Here is a 16,942-nt window from a genome sequence, read left to right on the forward strand (position 1 = left end):
CTGCTTTTGTCGGGACTACTGCGTGATTACGCAAATGATCTGCTGTAAAGACCCTTTGCTTTTACCTCAATGAAAGTATGGGGTAATATTTTTTAAGGGAAATTGCTACGTCAGGTTATTTAAGATAAGGTGAGGCGAAATATCTGATATTCATAGGTAACATCGCCTGGGGATGTCTAAGTCATTGTGATTGAATATCTCAAGCCCCCTTAATTTTAGTAGGGGGATTAAGCTGGCATTTTTTAAAACTGAACTACGCTGTTTATCTTTCTTACTTATTACATAAGTGAGAGGTTTCAGGCCAGCGGTTGTACGCCAAACTTATTTTAATAATATCAATTGGTTGTTTTGATTTTAATTATTTCCACACGTAATTATAAAAGCCAAAAAATCTATAAATAAAACGATTGGGCTAAATAAAAGCAATGCTATTTGCGTTAAGGAAAGATTTTCCATGCACACACAGACAATATATGAATTAAGTCAGGAAGCGGAACGCTTGCTGATGCTCTCGCTTGAACATCTCAGGCAATTGCAAAAATTGCCCATGACGTCGTTGGATGATGTCGCGCTAAAACAAGGAGAGCATAGCAGTCAGGTTGTTCAGCCCCTGCATTTCAGCGCGCGTGGCATGGATGTCCAGCAAGCAACGCTCAATAATGAGTTGCGCAAGATTACGCGTCTGGAAATGGTGCTGGCGATTGTTGGCACGATGAAAGCGGGAAAATCGACGACGATTAACGCGATTGTAGGGACAGAAGTTTTACCTAATCGTAATCGCCCCATGACGGCGTTACCAACGCTAATTCGTCATACGCCGGGGCAGAAAGAGCCGGTCCTGCATTTTTCACATGTCGCGCCGATTGATGCCTTAATGAAGGTTTTACAGCAGCGTGTGCGCGAGTGCGATCGCCTGCGTCTTACGCAGACCCTGGAAATTGACAAGGATATGAATGTCCTGCTGCAGCATATTGAAAACGGCGTGGCATTTGAACGGTATTATCTTGGCGCACAGCCTATTTTCCATTGCCTTAAAAGCCTGAACGACCTGGTGCGCCTGTCAAAAGCATTGGATGTTGATTTTCCTTTTGCTGCCTATGCCGCGATTGAGCATATTCCGGTTATTGAGGTTGAGTTTGTCCATTTGGCCGGACAAGCAAGCTACCCAGGGCAATTAACGTTGCTGGATACGCCGGGGCCGAACGAGGCGGGACAACCGCACTTACAAAAAATGCTTAATGAACAGCTGGTACGGGCCTCTGCGGTGCTGGCGGTGTTGGATTACACCCAATTGAAATCGATTTCTGATGAGGAAGTGCGTCAGGCGATTATGGCGGTTGGCAAGTCAGTACCGCTGTATGCGCTGGTGAACAAGTTCGATCAGAAAGACCGCAACAGTGACGATGAAGAGCAGGTGCGGGCGTTGATTTCTGGCACGTTGATGCAAGGTGGTATTGCCCCTGAGAGAATCTATCCGGTTTCCTCAATGTGGGGCTATCTGGCAAACAGGGCGCGTCATGAGCTGACGGCCCGTGGGCGATTGCCGGATCATCAGGTGCAACGTTGGGTGCAGGATTTTGCCGAAGCGGCGCTTGGCAGACGCTGGCGAACCACCGATCTTGAAGATACGGAGCATATCCGTCATGCCGCCGACCTGTTGTGGGAAGACTCGCTGTTTGAACAGCCTATCCAGAAAGTGATTCACGCCGCTTACGCCAATGCATCGCTGTATGCGCTACGCTCAGCGTCACATAAGTTATTGAACTATGCGCAAAGCGTGCACGAATATCTGGAGTTTCGTGCTCACGGGTTAACGGTCGCCTATGACAAACTGCGGCTGAACATCACGCATATTGAAGAGGATATGCAGCAGTTAGAAGTGAGCCAGGGGAGAGTGAGCGATGAAGTCAGCCATGAAGTAGAACTGGCGCTGGAGGCTGCTGCAGCCTATCTCAGAGAGCAACAAACCGAGATTCTTTGCGGTATCAACACCTTCTTTATCAAAGAAAACGTCCTGATGATGTCACAACATAGCCTGGGAGCTGGCGTCTCCTCGGCAGAAATGGCCGGAGAAATGCTGGTGCTGCACGATGAAGGCCAGGCGAAAATTGTGTTAGATAAAATTCGCTCGTCCTGTGAGGGGGTATTGCTGGCGGCGCAGGAAAGCATCAGCCGTGACTTAGCCCTGCGTTTTGAACAGCTTGAGTCGACGCTCTCCCGGGCGCTAAATGACGCGATGCGGCCAATTGAGCAAAGGGTGAAAGAGGAGCTAAACCACGCCGGTTTTCGTGCGCGGATCCGTTTTCCAGCGTTCCATACAGCGATGTTTAATTTCAATACCCGCCAATTGTTTAACGAAGCCATTGAACAGGATATCCCGGTGGAAAATCCACCGTCTACTGGTGGTGCGGTGCGTGACACTTTCTCTCGTTGGCTAAATCAACCCAACTGGGGATGGAATGATTACGTCGAAACAAAAACGCGTTATCTCATTGATATGGGCGCTTTGCATAAGAACCTTGTGCAGTATGTCTCCCAGTTTTGCCAACAAATTCGTAAAGCTTTAGTTGCTCAGGTCGATATTTCCGTTACGGCAGGCATGGCCACGTTTTTTGCAGATTTTTCACTGTGTCTGGCGCAATTGCAGGCGAGTCTGAGTGAGAGTCTGACGCTACGCCAACAAAATGAATCCGCGGTGAATGCAATGAATGAGCAATTGCAGCAGCGCATTACGATTGCGGCATGGCTTTATGAAGATTCCCGTTTGCTGCGTGACGATATCAATACCCTTTTTGCAACCGAGCACACATGACTAACGTTTTACTGGAAGGCCCCGGGAGGACGCTGGAGTGTGTCTACCCGAAGTTTATGGTCGATCTGGTTCAGGGAGATGAAACCAAACGTTCCGGCGGTTTTCTGCAACAGCAGCAGCGGCTGCGCGCGCGTCTGACGCAGGAGGTGTTATCCCAGACACAACTGCGGGCGTGGGTGATGGCGGGAGTGTCCAGCGAGCATCTGGTGATGCGTCTTAAGCTGGTAGAGAAGTTGGCGGGCATGATCGACCCAGGTCATCTGGCGCTGGTGCGTATTGCCGAAGGGCTGAGGTTTTTACAACAAACCGAACACCCGCGTGGGCTTTCAACCCCCGGTCTTTTACAACAAATAAATTCACTGACTGACTGGTTTACCCAACGCGCTGCGTATAAAGAGAAGGCGCTGACCCAGCGTGGCCTGACGGTTCAGGCGGGCGAACACAGCGAACAAATTTTTACCCGCTGGCGGGCTGGCGCATATGACGGTTGGTCGTTACCTGGACGCTGTTTTGTTGCGCTGGAGGAGTTGCGCTGGGGAGCCTTCGGTGACGCCTGCCGGTTAGCGAATGCCGATGTGGTGTTAATGCTAAAAGACAACCTGCGAACCATGGCCGCTCAGGCGTTGGCGGACAGCGTGAATGCAGCGCCTGCTACGCGTCATTACTATCATCATTGGCTCAGCACGCCAGTTGTCGGCGGATCGGGCGAGCATAACGATATGCTGAGCTGGTTAGGCGACTGGTGCGATGCGCAGCGTCATCCGGTGAGCTGGTCGGTGACGCAGCGGTGGCAAAATGTGGCGTTAGGAATGCCGCGATTGTGTTCGGCGAAACGACTGGCTGATGCGATGGTTGAGGAGATTTTTGCATCGTCCCCACTCATCAATTGAGCAGGGACGGTCAGTGGGGCTAAGACAGAGTTAGTGGTGCAGAGAGTCTGCCGGGGTGGACACCGTCTCGTTGGCGACCAGGTTTTTATTAAAACGTTTGGCGTACAGCGCGGTGATAATCGGCACCAGAATGGCGGTGACAATTACGCTGGCGGCAACCAGCGCCGTAGCGGATGCGGCAACCGGTTCGAACGCCGGGTTAATCTGGGCGATAATCACCGGGTTTGCCACCGCAGCGCCTGCTGCTGAAGAGGCTGCCACGCCTGCCGTACCGTTCCCGCCACCAATAACACGGTCTGCAATAATCAGCGGGATACCGGTGATGACGATAACCGCGACACCCAGCAGGATACCCAGCAGACCGGTATCAACGATTACGCTCAGGTTAATGGTGTTACCCAACGCGAAGCCGAAGAACGGGATCAGCACCGGAGTGGCTTTGCTGAAGAAAGAACGCAGGTCATGATCCAGGTTGCCTAATGTAAAGCCAATCAGGAACGGTAATACCGCGCCGATGAAATGGTGTGGCTCGAAGGAGGCCAGACCCGCGGAGCCGAGGATCACCATGGTCATTAACGGGCCGGATTCCAGAGACATCAACACAAATGCGCCGGACTCTTCTTTGGTGCCGTACTGGTTCATCAGGCTGGCGTACAAACCACCGTTGGTCATGTCCATTGCGGAGACAATTGCCAAAACTGAGAGGCCTGCAAAGAACCCGGTTTGAATACCGGTATCAGGAATGAATGAAGCCGCAATCATTGCCACTACCCACGCCACGGCTATTTTGGTTATTACCAGCGTACCGGACTTGCGTAATACCGTGCCGGTTGCCCGTAAATCAATAGATGCGCCGATACAAAAAAACCACACTGCCAGAATCGGTACCGTTCCGCTGATCATTCCTTTGGTAAACGAACCGAAATACGCACCGGTATCCGGAGCTAACGTATTTAACACTGCGCCTAATAACAGAGGAATCAACATCATTCCACCGGGGATGCGTTCAATCGTGGCTTTAATTTTCATAAACGTCCTCATGTCTTGTCGCCGCTAATACTAGCGCAAGAGGGTAAAAATTAATAAATTCAAATGCTTACTGGTTTCTATTAACAAAGGAAATCGCTATCTCTTTGTTTTATAAAATCTAACGCGGCATACGTTGAGCGTGTTGCTGCTCCCAGGGATATTGCGTCTGGAATTAGTTTGCATTCATGGGAACATTGATTCAATCAAAATAAAACGATGTTTTAGTTATCTTCATCACATATTCCGAGCAAAAGTTCCCGGTCGCTCTGATTATTAAAAAAGCTGTGATCTTTTTGTGAAGGGATTAGGTGTTTTTTTTGCTAGCAGAATAATAATGACCGCTGTGATTGTTGGTTCAATAAAGCGATTTATTCTTGTATTTAATTGTCAGTAAATCGCAAGCGTTACATGTAAAAAAGATGACTAAGAATGACCTAATTTACGCATGTTGACGAAATGAAAAACTATATGTGAAGTTGATCACAAATTTAAACGCTGTTAGGGTAAAGAGGTCATTAACCGCCCAATCAGGCGTCAACAGGTTCGGTTGTACTGTGCGTTTCTCGTCAGTGTAAGTAAACCTGCTACGCTTGTTACAGGGAATGCGCCTGTGCGTTCCCCGCTCAGTGATGACCTTGACGCATGGGCGTTGGGGGACTCGAACTGGAGCGTGACAGGGCTAAGTCTATGAGGACGAGTATGCTAAAAAGGAAAAAAATAAAACCGATAACGCTGCGCGACGTTACCATCATTGATGACGGTAAATTGCGAAAAGCCATTACCGCAGCGTCGTTAGGTAATGCGATGGAATGGTTCGATTTTGGTGTTTATGGATTTGTTGCTTACGCATTAGGTAAAGTGTTCTTCCCGGGGGCTGACCCCAGCGTGCAGATGGTTGCTGCACTCGCCACCTTCTCTGTTCCCTTTCTGATTCGACCGCTTGGCGGATTGTTCTTCGGTATGCTCGGCGATAAATACGGTCGTCAGAAGATACTGGCTATCACCATTGTGATTATGTCGATAAGTACCTTCTGTATCGGTCTTATTCCCTCGTATGCCTCGATTGGTATCTGGGCGCCGATTCTGCTGCTGCTGTGTAAGATGGCACAGGGATTCTCGGTCGGCGGAGAGTACACCGGGGCGTCGATTTTTGTCGCGGAATATTCGCCGGACCGTAAGCGTGGATTTATGGGCAGTTGGCTGGACTTCGGCTCGATTGCCGGGTTTGTGCTGGGTGCGGGCGTGGTGGTTCTGATTTCAACCGTCGTCGGCGAGGAAAATTTCCTTGACTGGGGCTGGCGTATTCCGTTCTTCCTGGCGCTACCGTTAGGGTTGATTGGTCTGTACCTGCGTCATGCGCTGGAAGAGACGCCGGCGTTCCAGCAGCACGTGGATAAACTGGAGCAGGGCGATCGTCAGGGTCTACAGGAAGGTCCGAAGGTTTCGTTTAAAGAGATTGCGACTAAGCACTGGCGCAGCTTGTTGGCATGTGTTGGTTTGGTGATTGCTACCAACGTCACCTACTACATGCTGCTCACCTATATGCCGAGCTACCTGTCGCATAACCTGCATTACTCCGAAGACCACGGTGTGTTGATTATTATCGCCATCATGATTGGTATGCTGTTTGTGCAGCCGATTATGGGGTTGCTCAGCGACCGCTTCGGGCGTCGTCCGTTTGTGATCATGGGCAGTATTGCGCTGTTTGTGCTGGCGATTCCGGCATTTATCCTGATTAACAGTAATGTTATCGGTCTGATTTTCGCCGGGTTGCTGATGTTGGCGGTGATCCTCAACTGCTTTACCGGGGTGATGGCGTCCACGTTACCGGCAATGTTCCCGACGCATATTCGCTACAGTGCACTGGCCGCCGCGTTTAATATCTCGGTATTGATTGCTGGTCTGACTCCGACATTGGCCGCATGGCTGGTGGAAAGCTCGCAGAATCTGATGATGCCTGCTTATTATCTGATGGTGATTGCGGTGGTTGGTTTAATTACCGGCGTGACCATGAAAGAGACCGCCAATCAGCCGCTGAAAGGGGCCACGCCTGCCGCTTCGGATATTCAGGAAGCGAAAGAGATCCTCGGCGAACACTACGATAACATTGAACAGAAAATCGAAGATATCGATCAGGAAATTGCTGAGCTACAGGTTAAGCGCACGCGTCTGGTGCAGCAGCATCCGCGTATTGATGAGTAATCGTGTCATTGCCTGATGGCACGCAGCTTTTAGGCCTAGGGGTAGCATTGTACTTTGTAGGCCGGATAAGGCGTCAGCCGCCATCCGGCGCGTGGCCTTAAGGTTGGCTTAATATCCTTCAGGCAAACTCTCCTCCATAGTTTCGGAGGAGAGTGTCATGAAAACCCGTATTTATGAAAGTTTGACCACCGTGTGCAGTTTGCTGATCGTCAGCAGCTTTTTGTATGTATGGGTGAGCTCTTACTGAATTTTCGCCAATTCCACCCATGCGCGAGTGCCGTTGGCTCCCTGGCGATTTTGCAAATAGAAATGCCCTTGATGTAACTGGGTGATGCGACTGACAATGCTCAGCCCCAGTCCAATTCCGCCAAAGCGGCTGTCCATACGCACAAACGCTTTACTCAACTCCCCGCATTTACTTTCATCAATGCCCGGCCCTTCATCTTCAACGGCAAGGACGGCATCCTGCTCTGTGTTCAGGCTAATCGTAATATGGGTGCCTTCCGGGCTGTAACGATGTGCGTTTTCCACCAGATTTCGTAGTAGCATCCGCAACAGCGTAACATCACCAGGCACGACAACGTCCGCCGCGCTTTGTGGCAGGAGCAGCGTCTGTTTACGTTGGTCCAGCATGGTGCTGAGTTCATCGTAGGAGGGCAGAATAACATCCTCCAGCAGCTTGACATGCTGGTAGCTCCCGGCCGAAAACGACTGTCCGACGCGGGCGAGTTGCAGCAGTTGCGATACGCTGTCCATCATTTGATCCAGGCGGGCAATTAGCGGCGAAACGTCGACCTTATGGGTTTTGGATAATAATTCCAGATGCAGGCGCACGCCTGACAGCGGTGTGCGCAGTTCGTGAGCGACATCGGCGGTAAATAAGCGTTCGTTTTCAATCGTGCTGGTTAGCCGCGTTACCAGGTCGTTGAGCGCGGAGACAACCGCCTGGATCTCAATGGTTGAGCTGTGAATTTCAATCGGGGTCAGGTTATCGGCTGCCCGCGCCTCCAGCTCTTTTTGCAGATCTGCCAGCGGGCGAGTAATACGTCGCACTGCCTGGTAGCAAATCAGCAGTGCCAGGCTGACCATAAAGATGCCGGGGACGATCAGACTGGCGATGGCCTCGCGGATCTCATGCATGATGTGGCGATCGTTGTTGCGATTTTCGCGCAATGCCTGTTCGAATAACTGTATTTGCTCGGTACTTTCATGCCACAACCAGAAGGTGCTAATCAGCTGAAAGACCAGCAGAATAAGACCAATCGTCAGCATCAGGCGATGACGAAGCGGGAGCGGTTGTTTTAGATATTGCAGCAGCTTCACTTAGCTTTCCTCAGTGGCAACCAGCATATAGCCAAATCCCCTGACCGTGCGGATGCGAGATTTTCCGACTTTGTCGCGCAGGTTGTGAATGTGCACTTCCAGCGTATTGGTCGACGGTTCGTTATCCCAGCTGTAGATGTCGTTATACAAAATTTCCCGGTGTACCGGGCTGCCCGCTTTGAGCATCAGGCGCGACAGGAGTGCGTATTCTTTCGGCGTTAAGATAACCTCTTGCCCGTCCATCCACACCTGGCGACGACCGATATTCAGCGTCAGATTGCTGACAATGAGTTCACTTTCACCCTGATTGTTGTGACGACGCAGCAGTGCCCGGATGCGGGCGTGCAGTTCTTCCAGTGCGAACGGTTTGACCAGATAGTCATCAGCACCCACGTCCAGTCCGCTGACACGGTCTTTCACCGTATCGCGGGCGGTGAGGATAAGTACCGGCACGGTGTATTTTTTCTGTCTGATTCTGTTCAGAAAGTGCAGGCCGTCTTCATCCGGTAAGCCCAGGTCGAGGACCACCAGACTGTAATGTCCGCTCTCCAGACACTGCTCCGCTGCACGGGCCGTGGATACGCCGTCGCAGGCGTAGCCTTCTGTTTGCGCGGCGAGTATCAGTCCCTGTAATAACAACGTATCATCTTCAACAATCAGGATTTTCATTCGTTTAGCCTCCCCGGCAGGGTTGCAGAATATCATCCGCCGCCTGATATTTCTGTGTTTGTACGCCCGTTAATCCCAGCAAGGTCGAGAAGAGATTATCCTGTGAGAAATCTTCTGAGCTTGCCCGTTTTTGCAAACATGTCTGAGAGACCTGATAGCGTTGCTGATAATCCTCGGAGAGCCACAGCAGCATCGGCACATGTTTTTGCGTATCAGGTGCAATCGAATACGGCAGGCCGTGCAAATAGACGCCATTTTCCCCTAAGGATTCGCCGTGATCGGAAAGATAGACCAGGCTGGTGGTGAAATTATCCTGGTGCTCTTTCAGTATATTGATTGCTTTATCAACAATATAGTCAACGTAAAGAATAGTGTTGTCGTAAGTATTGACCAACTGTTGTTGTGAACAGGTCTGGATTTCGTTGGTATCGCAGGTTGGCGTAAATTTCTTAAACTGCGCAGGATAGCGGTTGTAATAGGTCGGACCGTGGCTGCCGATGGTATGCAACACAATCACGCCGTCGCCTTTCAGGTTATTAATGTACTCTTCCAGCCCGTGGAACAGGACTTCATCGTAGCATTCACCATCAATACACTGTCCCGGCAGGTTCAGCTTAGTCATATTCTGGTGTGGAACCCGGTCACAAGCCCCTTTGCAGCCGCCGTCGTTATCGTTCCACAGAACGTTAATTCCCGCCCGTTGAATAATGTCGAGCACGCCTTCCTGATGCTGCGCCAGTTCTTCGTCGTAGTGCGCGCGTGGCATATCCGAGAACATGCAGGGTACTGATACTGCCGTTGCCGTTCCGCAGGACGTGGTGCGGGGGAAATAGACCACATTATCTTTTTCCAGCAGCGGGTTGGTCTGGCGCGAATAGCCTGACAGCGAGAAGTTATCGCCACGTGAAGTCTCGCCGAGAACCACAATCGTCAGGTTCTTACGCTTTTCTTTCACCATCAACGGATTGCGGTGTGCGTCTTCGCCAATGCGTACCAGCGGCAGGTGGGCCAGCCTCTGGTGTGAATACCAGGATGACGTCGCCACAATGCTGTTGGATGGACTGAGGGATTTCACCAGTTCTTTGTTGTTGCGAAACAGTGAAGCGTAATCTTTATAGAAGAACGCAGCGACCAGCACGATCAGCAGTGCGGAGATCAGAATGTTCGCGCCACGAAACAGTATGCTGCGCATGACAGACGTGATCGGTTTGATTTTTACCCAGCAAGCAATAAGTGCGGCCAGAATGCCGCTCACCCCGAGCGTGATGAGCAGTTGTGGTGTCAGCAAAGCAAAGGTTTCGGCGGGGGTGGTGTCCATCATATTGGCGATCATTGAGCGGTCGATGATGATGCCGTAGGTCATGATGAAATATTGGGCCGATGCGCCAACCAGAATGAAAATGCACGCCACCAGGCGATTAAGCCACAGGAATGAGGCCAGTGTCAGCACAATGTTCATGACGCTGAACGCGACCACCGGCATTGATAAAAACACCAGCACGTTACGCACAGAGTCCAGAGGCAGGTCTTGCAGCACTTGTTTATAGAACGCAATGTTCAGGAAGGTCGCAAGATAAAATGAGATCAGCAGAAGCCAGCTGATTAGCCCGAGAGTGGGCCTTTTAAACAAGAGCTTTAACATTAAGGGGGTTCCATCGACTATGTGGCGCAAATCCTCTCAAAGTAAAATTAAGCCAACCTTAAGTTCTTAATGTTGATGTTTCGAAGAGCGGTGGGAGAACGTTGGCCCGATGAACTTACGCCATCGGGCCACGACGATTGTTGGTGTTAGTTATTGTTTACCGGGGCATCCAGTGGATACGGGTTTTTATGGATCCGGTTGTAGTTCAGTGCGTACAGAGCGGTGATGATCATCAACGTGACGAACGACCACATCACTTCTTTGGCTCCGGAACCGACAACCGCCCAGATGCAGTAGACAAAGGCGATAAAGGTCACCAGTAAGTACATCGGGCGTGCTTTACCAAAGTGACCATGGCCGAGCAGCAGCAGCGCGGCACAGGTATACAGATACGGCACCAGGGTGAAGATAACGGAGACCGAAGAGACCAGACCAAACTCTTTCGCTGCGTTCGGCGACATGCTGCTGAACTGGAAGATGGTCATCAGAATGCCGACGATAATTAACCCTGCCACTGGCGTACCGGCTTTGTTCACGCGGGCAAAAATCGGTGGGAACAGGCCGTCATCGGCTGCGGCTTTGGCGGTTTGCCCGGCAAGCAGCGTCCAGCCGCCCAGAGAACCAAGACACCCGGCCGCAGCACAGAAGGAGACAATTGCCCCTGCGGTGTCACCCAGCGCCATGCGTGCGGCATCACCGAACGGAGAGGCTGAAACACGTAGCGCCGCGTTAGGGATCATACCCATGATCGCGGTGGTGGAGAGCACGTAGCAAACAGCGGCAATCAGCACGCCGCCCATGGTGGCGATAGGTACGTTACGTTTGGGGTTTTTAACCACGCCAGCCGCGACGGAGGCGCTTTCTACCCCGATAAATGACCACAAGGTAACATTCAGAGTGCTTTGAATCGCGCCGAAGGTGTTCATGCCGCTGACGTTCCAGGCCGCCATATAGGTTTCACCGCGGAACCAGAACCAGCCGAAGACGGCAATCCCGACAATTGGTACCAGTGCCAGTACCGTTGCGACGGCCTGCACGCGGGTGATCATTTTCGGTCCGACAATGTTCAGTAATACGAAGATCCACAGCACTACGACACAGGTCAGCGTCAGGACCAGCGGATCTTTTAAGATGGGGAAGAAGTAGCTTAGGTAACCGACGCCAATGACCACCATGGCGATGTTACCAATCCAGCAGGCCAGCCAGTACAGCACGTTGGTCTGGTAGCCCAAAAAAGGACCGAAGCAGCGGCGGGCGTAAGCATAAGAACCACCGGGACTGGAGTCTAAGGACGACATTTTGGCGTACACCATCGACAGTGCCAGAGCACCGATAATCGTGACCAACCATCCGTAGATTGCAATCCCGCCAGTTGACGCAAGGTTTGCGGGTAGCAGGAATACACCGGAACCCATAATATTCCCCGACACCATAAGGGTGACGGGGATTAAGCCCACTTTGTGAGCATCAGCATCCGTCGACATATTTTCTAACTCCTGATAAGGATAAATGACGCCTTATCATACCTCGTCAAAAGTCTGTTTAATGATGACGGAGCTGGGGTATCGCTAATGCTGATATTATTATGGCTTATCGCTAACTGATTAAAAATCAGGCGGCGGATGGCTCCCTATGTTGACTAACATAATGCAGAGGCGTCATCCCATAGAACTCTTTGAATACGGAGATAAAGTATGAGGTACTGTTATATCCACATAGTTGAGAGACCTGGGAAATGTTTTTGCCGTCCATCAGTAATTGATTGACGGCATATCGCATGCGGCAGGTGGTAATTATTTGGCTGTAACTTGTATTTTCACTTTTGAGCTTTTTCTTTAACAAACTGGGACTCAGGCATAAGCAACTGGCAACCATGCTTAAATTCCAGTCTTTATGTATATCGCTCTCAATAATGTGATAAACGCTGTCGCTGATACAGTTGCGCAGCATATACATGAGCAAAGAGATAAACTTTTTGCTGTCGAGAAAGCGTGATAACACCGTGAACAGTAGCGAGCGCGTACGCTCTCTTTCAGCTTCGTTCACTGTGTCCATTACGCTATGTTGGGCAGCCACCCTGAAGACATCCGGCGTCAGACACGCTGAGGTCATTACTGGGCTGGCACTGCGTTGCCAGAGTGGGATCTGTGAAAGGTCTTTATTTAAAAAGCGCAGATAGTCTTTAATGATATCGCGGCTAATATGTACGACCAATGCGTTATTAAGTGATGAAAAATCGATAATATTATTATCGCATGCCACCAGTGCCATATGATTAGCTTTTAAACTGATGGCTTCTTTACCGTTAATCCTTAACCAAACATCCTTCTCCGTTAATACAACAACACAAGCTTCTTTGCTGCAAAGCTTCATACCCAACTCCAGGAATATGAAAAAACACCGTAGCTCAACATCAGATGAGCCAAATCGGCTAAATTGAAATTGTATGATGAAACCAGGACCGCAATAAAATAACGTGTCTGAAATTAATTACAATGTTTGGTGGGATTTTTCTTATGTACACATTTTTTTACGCAAGTGGAAAGATGCTATTTGCGTATAAAAAAAGCGCGGGGTGGTCCCGCGCAAAAAGGTATGACAGTGTTATTGTTTTGCAGCAATACTCAGGAATTACTCAAGAATGACATGTCTACCTTAAACATCGGACTATCTAAAAAGAGACCTTATGCTTTCACGCACATAACGTGATAAACACCGTCAATAATTTCCGTTCCTTCGGTTTCATGTTCAAATCCAGGGAAGTGGTGGTCCCAGGACTGCAACGAACGCAGGTACCCAATTTGCGGGCTGTTGGCATCGCCAAAGTTTTCACCGGACAGCAGCATCGGAATTCCCGGTGGGTAAGGGATCACGGAGTTTGCCGCAATACGTCCCGCCAGATTTTCAATCGCCACCATCTCAACGTTGTCACTGACTATCGCGTTGTAAGCGTCACGCGGAGTAATATCCGCATCCGGCAGACCGGAGTAGGCTGCATTGAGACGGCTGCCTGGGTTGTTCTCTTTCAGCCAGGCGAACATGGTGTCGCCCAGATCGTGAATACCCATGTTGGCATAAGTGTCAGGATGTTCCTCAACCAGTTCTGGCATCACCTGTGCCAGCGGGGTATTGGCATCGTAGTGGTGTTTGAAAGAGCACAGCGTGTTGATCAGTGTGCCCCATTTCCCGCGGGTAATCCCCATGGAGAACAGGAACATAATCTGGAAATCGGTGGTTCGGGTCGGCACGATGCCGTGGCGGCCAAGCCAGGCGGTAACCAGTGCGGCCGGTACGCCGTTCTCTTCCAGTTCGCCATCGTCGCCCATCCCCGGCGCCAGAATGCTGACTTTGATCGGATCCAGCATGCTCCAGTTATCCGGCAGGTCTTTAAAGCCGTGCCAGGATTCACCCGGACGCATCACCCAGCAGTTCTGATCGGTTGCCAGCAATGTGGCTGGCGCGTCGGCAAAGTCATAGGTTTTACCGGTCTGCGGATCGGTTACCACTTCTTTGTTCCACGGTTTGAAGAACCAGTCGCCTTCGGCGGTAAACTCTTTGTACAACCGTGCCATGGCCTGACGGAAATCGACTGCTTCGTCGATCACTTCCTGAGTGAGCGACAGGCCGCTGTTACCGTCCATCATGGAGACCGCCACGTCGTTTGAGGCGCAGATAGCATACAGCGGAGAGGTGGTGGCGTGCATCATGTACGCCTGGTTAAAGCGGGAGAAGTTCACGGCCCCACGCCCTTCACGAACGTGAATGTAAGATGCCTGAGAGAGCGCATTCAGCAGTTTGTGGGTCGAGTGGGTGGCAAAAACGGTAGGACCGTTATGATCGCCCGGCGCGCCACGCATGGCGTAGTGATCGGCATAAATTGGGTTGAAGCGAGCATAGCCGTACCAGGCTTCATCGAAGTGGATGCGATCGCTGGTTTGTGCGAGCAGATCCTGCGCCTCTTTGGCGTTGTAGCAAACACCGTCGTAAGTACAGTTGGTCACAACGCTGTAAGACGGTTTTTGCCCAGCTTTGCCTTTGGTCAGCGGGCTTTCGCTGATTTTTTTCTGTAAAGTTTCAGGCTGCATTTCCTGCGGGTAGATAGGCCCGATAATGCCGTACCGGTTGCGGCTTGGCACCATGTACACCGGTTTTGCCCCTGTGAGGATCAGCCCCTGTTCGATGGATTTATGGCAGTTACGATCCAGCACCACGACGTCGTTGTCGGTCATACAAGCCTGCATGATGGTGCGGTTAGAGCCGGAAGTCCCGACCACTACGGACCAGGAACGGTCGGCACCGAACACGCGGGCAGCATTTTTTTCACTTTCCCCAAATGCGCCTGTATGGTCGAGTAAAGAACCGAGATTGGTACGTTCAATCCCCATGTCGGTACGGAAGAGATTCTCACCGTAGTAGTCATGGTACAGTCGACCGGCAGGTGTTTTGGTGAAACCGACACCGCCCTGGTGACCCGGTGCAGCCCAGGAATACTCATGGACATTGCTGTATTTCATCAGGGCGTTGAACAGCGGTGGTAACAACTGCTGACGATAGCGAGTCATCGCTGCGATGGCACGGCCAGCGATAAAGTCAGCGCTGTCCTCCAGAATCCAGGCGAATTCATCGACAAGCTCCAGCAGGTCGCGATCCAGCGATGCGGTGGCTTTTTCGCGATCGCCCAGCAGGAATACGGGAACGTTTTGCTGGCGCTCGTGGAGCTTGCCGATCAATTGCCTGACGTTCAGGTGTTCATCTTGTTGTTCCATTTGATAGCTGAACATCAGGCAATCAATGGCTTCATTGGCGGCGAGGATTGCGTAGCCATCGTCGAATGAGGTGGACTTAATGACGGTAACATTTTGGCGGCTTAATGCGTCAGCCAGACGTTCGACAGCGCTACCGACCCAGGTGTCCTGATGCAGAAACTCACTTTCAACAATTAATACTTTCATCATCTTTTACCCGGTTGTGGAAAGGTTGCAATCTATGAATTGCAGACACACTGTATGAATGTGACGCAGGCAAGTATTATCCTGTCAAAACGGGCTGTAAAGCGGGTGAAAAATAGTCTGATTTATATTTAATTTGTTTTTAAACATATGGTTACGTTTGCTTGTTGGCGTTTTTTCACCACCGTTTATCGACAGGGGGAATATTTTTTTGGCTGATACTGATATGGCCGAATGATATCAACCAGCCATTGTTTGCCGATGCTGCTGGCTTAGTTTGCGGTACTGCTGCGGCGACATGCCGACAAACTTGCTGAAGGTGTCATAAAAACGGCTGCTGGAACGGAATCCGGCGGTCAACGCAACGTCGAGAATGGTTTTATCGGTATCGCTAAGCAATGCGCGGACGTGATTGATCCGCATTGCCGTGATGTACTGCTTCAGGGTGAGTTGCATCACGCGTTGGAAAATCCCCATCGCGTAGTTGGCGTTGAGCTTCACGTGTTCCGCGACGTCGTTGATGGTGAGCGCCTGATCGTAGTTATCGGCAATAAAGCTCAGCATTTGGCTGACGTAAAACTGGGCGTGCCGCGACACGCTGTTTTTGTGGGTCCGCGAGGTTTTATTGACGAGTATAGGCTGCCAGCCGGAAAGGCTAAACCGCTTGAGCATCAGACCAATTTCATCAATGGCGAGCTGGCGAATTTGTTCGTTCGGGTTGTTCAGTTCCTGTTGCCAGCGCTGAACTTCAAAGGTGCTCAACTGCTGCGACGCCAGCGATTTGATGACCATTCCATGGGTAACATGGTTGATCAACTCGCGATCCAGCGGCCAGGAGAGGAAAAGGTGCATCGGTAAATTGAAGATAGCCATACTTTGGCAACTGCCCGGACGCGTGAGTTGATGCGGTGTGCAGGCCCAGAATAGCGTGATGTGTCCCTGTTTTATCTGTACGACTTCGTTGTTGATCAGGTACTCGACGTCACCATCAAACGGCACATTGATCTCCACCTGCCCATGCCAGTGGCTGGCTGGCATAGCATGCGGTGAGCGCAACTCGATATCCATCCGTTGATATTCTGAGTACAGCGATAGCGGGCTGCGGGTTTGTTCTTCATCGCTACTGCACATGTGCGGATCGGGAGGAAGAGGCGATGTCGGTAATGTACTCATGGTTGCTCCATTTCCTGAATTATCAGAATCATGTCATTTAACACGTATCAAGGCTGAGAATCAGGACACAAATTGGACCGTTACCATTGAGCATAGCGACATTTTGCGGCCACATACTCTGCTTTTTGGGTAATTTTGTCCCATAAACTCAGATCCAATAGGGTGCAGAGTGATGATCTGAGTTTATGGGAATGCTCAGCAGAGAAGTCGGAAGTTTTCAGCTATACGCTGTGCCACCATGACTGTGTTCACT

Annotated in this window: 12 protein-coding genes; 4 read left to right on the plus strand and 8 right to left on the minus strand. The window is 50.8% G+C overall.

Annotated features, from left to right (window positions below; genetic code table 11):
• Positions 1 to 454 precede the first annotated feature (454 nt).
• Positions 455 to 2,812, plus strand: a complete 2,358-nt coding sequence (crfC, locus tag OGX67_RS08625; protein ID WP_047389621.1) for a clamp-binding protein CrfC — start codon at positions 455 to 457, stop codon at positions 2,810 to 2,812.
• Positions 2,809 to 3,702, plus strand: a complete 894-nt coding sequence (locus OGX67_RS08630) for a diguanylate cyclase regulator RdcB family protein (RefSeq protein ID WP_046671381.1) — start codon at positions 2,809 to 2,811, stop codon at positions 3,700 to 3,702. The genes crfC and OGX67_RS08630 overlap by 4 nt, the downstream gene beginning before the upstream one ends.
• Before the next feature lie 30 nt (positions 3,703 to 3,732).
• Here the strand turns inward: OGX67_RS08630 and kdgT are convergent, their stop codons facing one another.
• Entirely contained in the window at positions 3,733 to 4,731 is a 999-nt protein-coding gene (gene kdgT, locus OGX67_RS08635; RefSeq protein ID WP_003031841.1) for a 2-keto-3-deoxygluconate transporter, read from the minus strand.
• A gap of 699 nt (positions 4,732 to 5,430) precedes the next feature.
• On the opposite strand from kdgT, the gene proP reads away from it, so the two are divergent.
• Both proP and pmrR read left to right on the plus strand, forming a co-directional pair.
• The gene (gene proP, locus OGX67_RS08640; protein ID WP_044702152.1) at positions 5,431 to 6,933 is read left to right on the plus strand and encodes a glycine betaine/L-proline transporter ProP; all 1,503 of its coding nucleotides are present in this window, start codon (positions 5,431 to 5,433) and stop codon (positions 6,931 to 6,933) included.
• Between the two features lie 157 nt (positions 6,934 to 7,090).
• The gene (pmrR, locus tag OGX67_RS08645; protein ID WP_008321468.1) at positions 7,091 to 7,180 is read left to right on the plus strand and encodes an LpxT activity modulator PmrR; all 90 of its coding nucleotides are present in this window, start codon (positions 7,091 to 7,093) and stop codon (positions 7,178 to 7,180) included.
• Here pmrR and pmrB read toward each other — a convergent pair.
• The 7 genes from pmrB to melR all read right to left on the minus strand — a co-directional run bounded on the left by pmrB (position 7,174) and on the right by melR (position 16,689).
• A complete protein-coding gene (gene pmrB, locus OGX67_RS08650; protein WP_003844779.1) occupies positions 7,174 to 8,256 on the minus strand; it encodes a two-component system sensor histidine kinase PmrB in 1,083 nt (360 codons plus the stop codon). The two genes, pmrR and pmrB, sit on opposite strands and share 7 nt — an antisense overlap.
• Positions 8,257 to 8,925, minus strand: coding sequence for a two-component system response regulator PmrA (gene pmrA, locus OGX67_RS08655; RefSeq protein WP_003031849.1), 669 nt, complete (start codon positions 8,923 to 8,925; stop codon positions 8,257 to 8,259).
• 4 nt (positions 8,926 to 8,929) lie between these two features.
• Positions 8,930 to 10,567 (minus strand): phosphoethanolamine transferase EptA, encoded by a 1,638-nt coding sequence (eptA, locus tag OGX67_RS08660; protein WP_003031851.1) that lies wholly within the window; start codon positions 10,565 to 10,567, stop codon positions 8,930 to 8,932.
• Positions 10,568 to 10,713: 146 nt separating this feature from the next.
• The gene (adiC, locus tag OGX67_RS08665; protein ID WP_003031853.1) at positions 10,714 to 12,051 is read right to left on the minus strand and encodes an arginine/agmatine antiporter; all 1,338 of its coding nucleotides are present in this window, start codon (positions 12,049 to 12,051) and stop codon (positions 10,714 to 10,716) included.
• A gap of 127 nt (positions 12,052 to 12,178) precedes the next feature.
• Positions 12,179 to 12,940 carry an AraC family transcriptional regulator gene (locus OGX67_RS08670; RefSeq protein ID WP_003031855.1) on the minus strand — a complete coding sequence of 254 codons (762 nt, stop codon included), beginning with the start codon at positions 12,938 to 12,940 and terminating at the stop codon, positions 12,179 to 12,181.
• Between the two features lie 311 nt (positions 12,941 to 13,251).
• On the minus strand, positions 13,252 to 15,519 hold the full coding sequence (gene adiA / locus OGX67_RS08675; protein ID WP_008321469.1) for an arginine decarboxylase: 2,268 nt from the start codon (positions 15,517 to 15,519) through the stop codon (positions 13,252 to 13,254).
• 237 nt (positions 15,520 to 15,756) lie between these two features.
• A complete protein-coding gene (gene melR / locus OGX67_RS08680; RefSeq protein WP_003841146.1) occupies positions 15,757 to 16,689 on the minus strand; it encodes a transcriptional regulator MelR in 933 nt (310 codons plus the stop codon).
• Positions 16,690 to 16,942 lie beyond the last annotated feature (253 nt).

Origin of the sequence: Citrobacter sp. Cf118, from assembly GCF_030334095.1 — a bacterium.
Classification (GTDB): Bacteria; Pseudomonadota; Gammaproteobacteria; order Enterobacterales; family Enterobacteriaceae; genus Citrobacter; species Citrobacter freundii.

Bases quoted from the DNA above. Each gene is read 5' to 3' on its own strand.
- crfC (WP_047389621.1), top strand. From the start codon at position 455: ATGCACACACAGACAATATATGAATTAAGTCAGGAAGCGGAACGCTTG.
- OGX67_RS08630 (WP_046671381.1), top strand. From the start codon at position 2,809: ATGACTAACGTTTTACTGGAAGGCCCCGGGAGGACGCTGGAGTGTGTC.
- kdgT (WP_003031841.1), bottom strand. From the start codon at position 4,731: ATGAAAATTAAAGCCACGATTGAACGCATCCCCGGTGGAATGATGTTG.
- proP (WP_044702152.1), top strand. From the start codon at position 5,431: ATGCTAAAAAGGAAAAAAATAAAACCGATAACGCTGCGCGACGTTACC.
- pmrR (WP_008321468.1), top strand. From the start codon at position 7,091: ATGAAAACCCGTATTTATGAAAGTTTGACCACCGTGTGCAGTTTGCTG.
- pmrA (WP_003031849.1), bottom strand. From the start codon at position 8,925: ATGAAAATCCTGATTGTTGAAGATGATACGTTGTTATTACAGGGACTG.
- eptA (WP_003031851.1), bottom strand. From the start codon at position 10,567: ATGTTAAAGCTCTTGTTTAAAAGGCCCACTCTCGGGCTAATCAGCTGG.
- adiC (WP_003031853.1), bottom strand. From the start codon at position 12,051: ATGTCGACGGATGCTGATGCTCACAAAGTGGGCTTAATCCCCGTCACC.
- OGX67_RS08670 (WP_003031855.1), bottom strand. From the start codon at position 12,940: ATGAAGCTTTGCAGCAAAGAAGCTTGTGTTGTTGTATTAACGGAGAAG.
- adiA (WP_008321469.1), bottom strand. From the start codon at position 15,519: ATGAAAGTATTAATTGTTGAAAGTGAGTTTCTGCATCAGGACACCTGG.
- melR (WP_003841146.1), bottom strand. From the start codon at position 16,689: ATGAGTACATTACCGACATCGCCTCTTCCTCCCGATCCGCACATGTGC.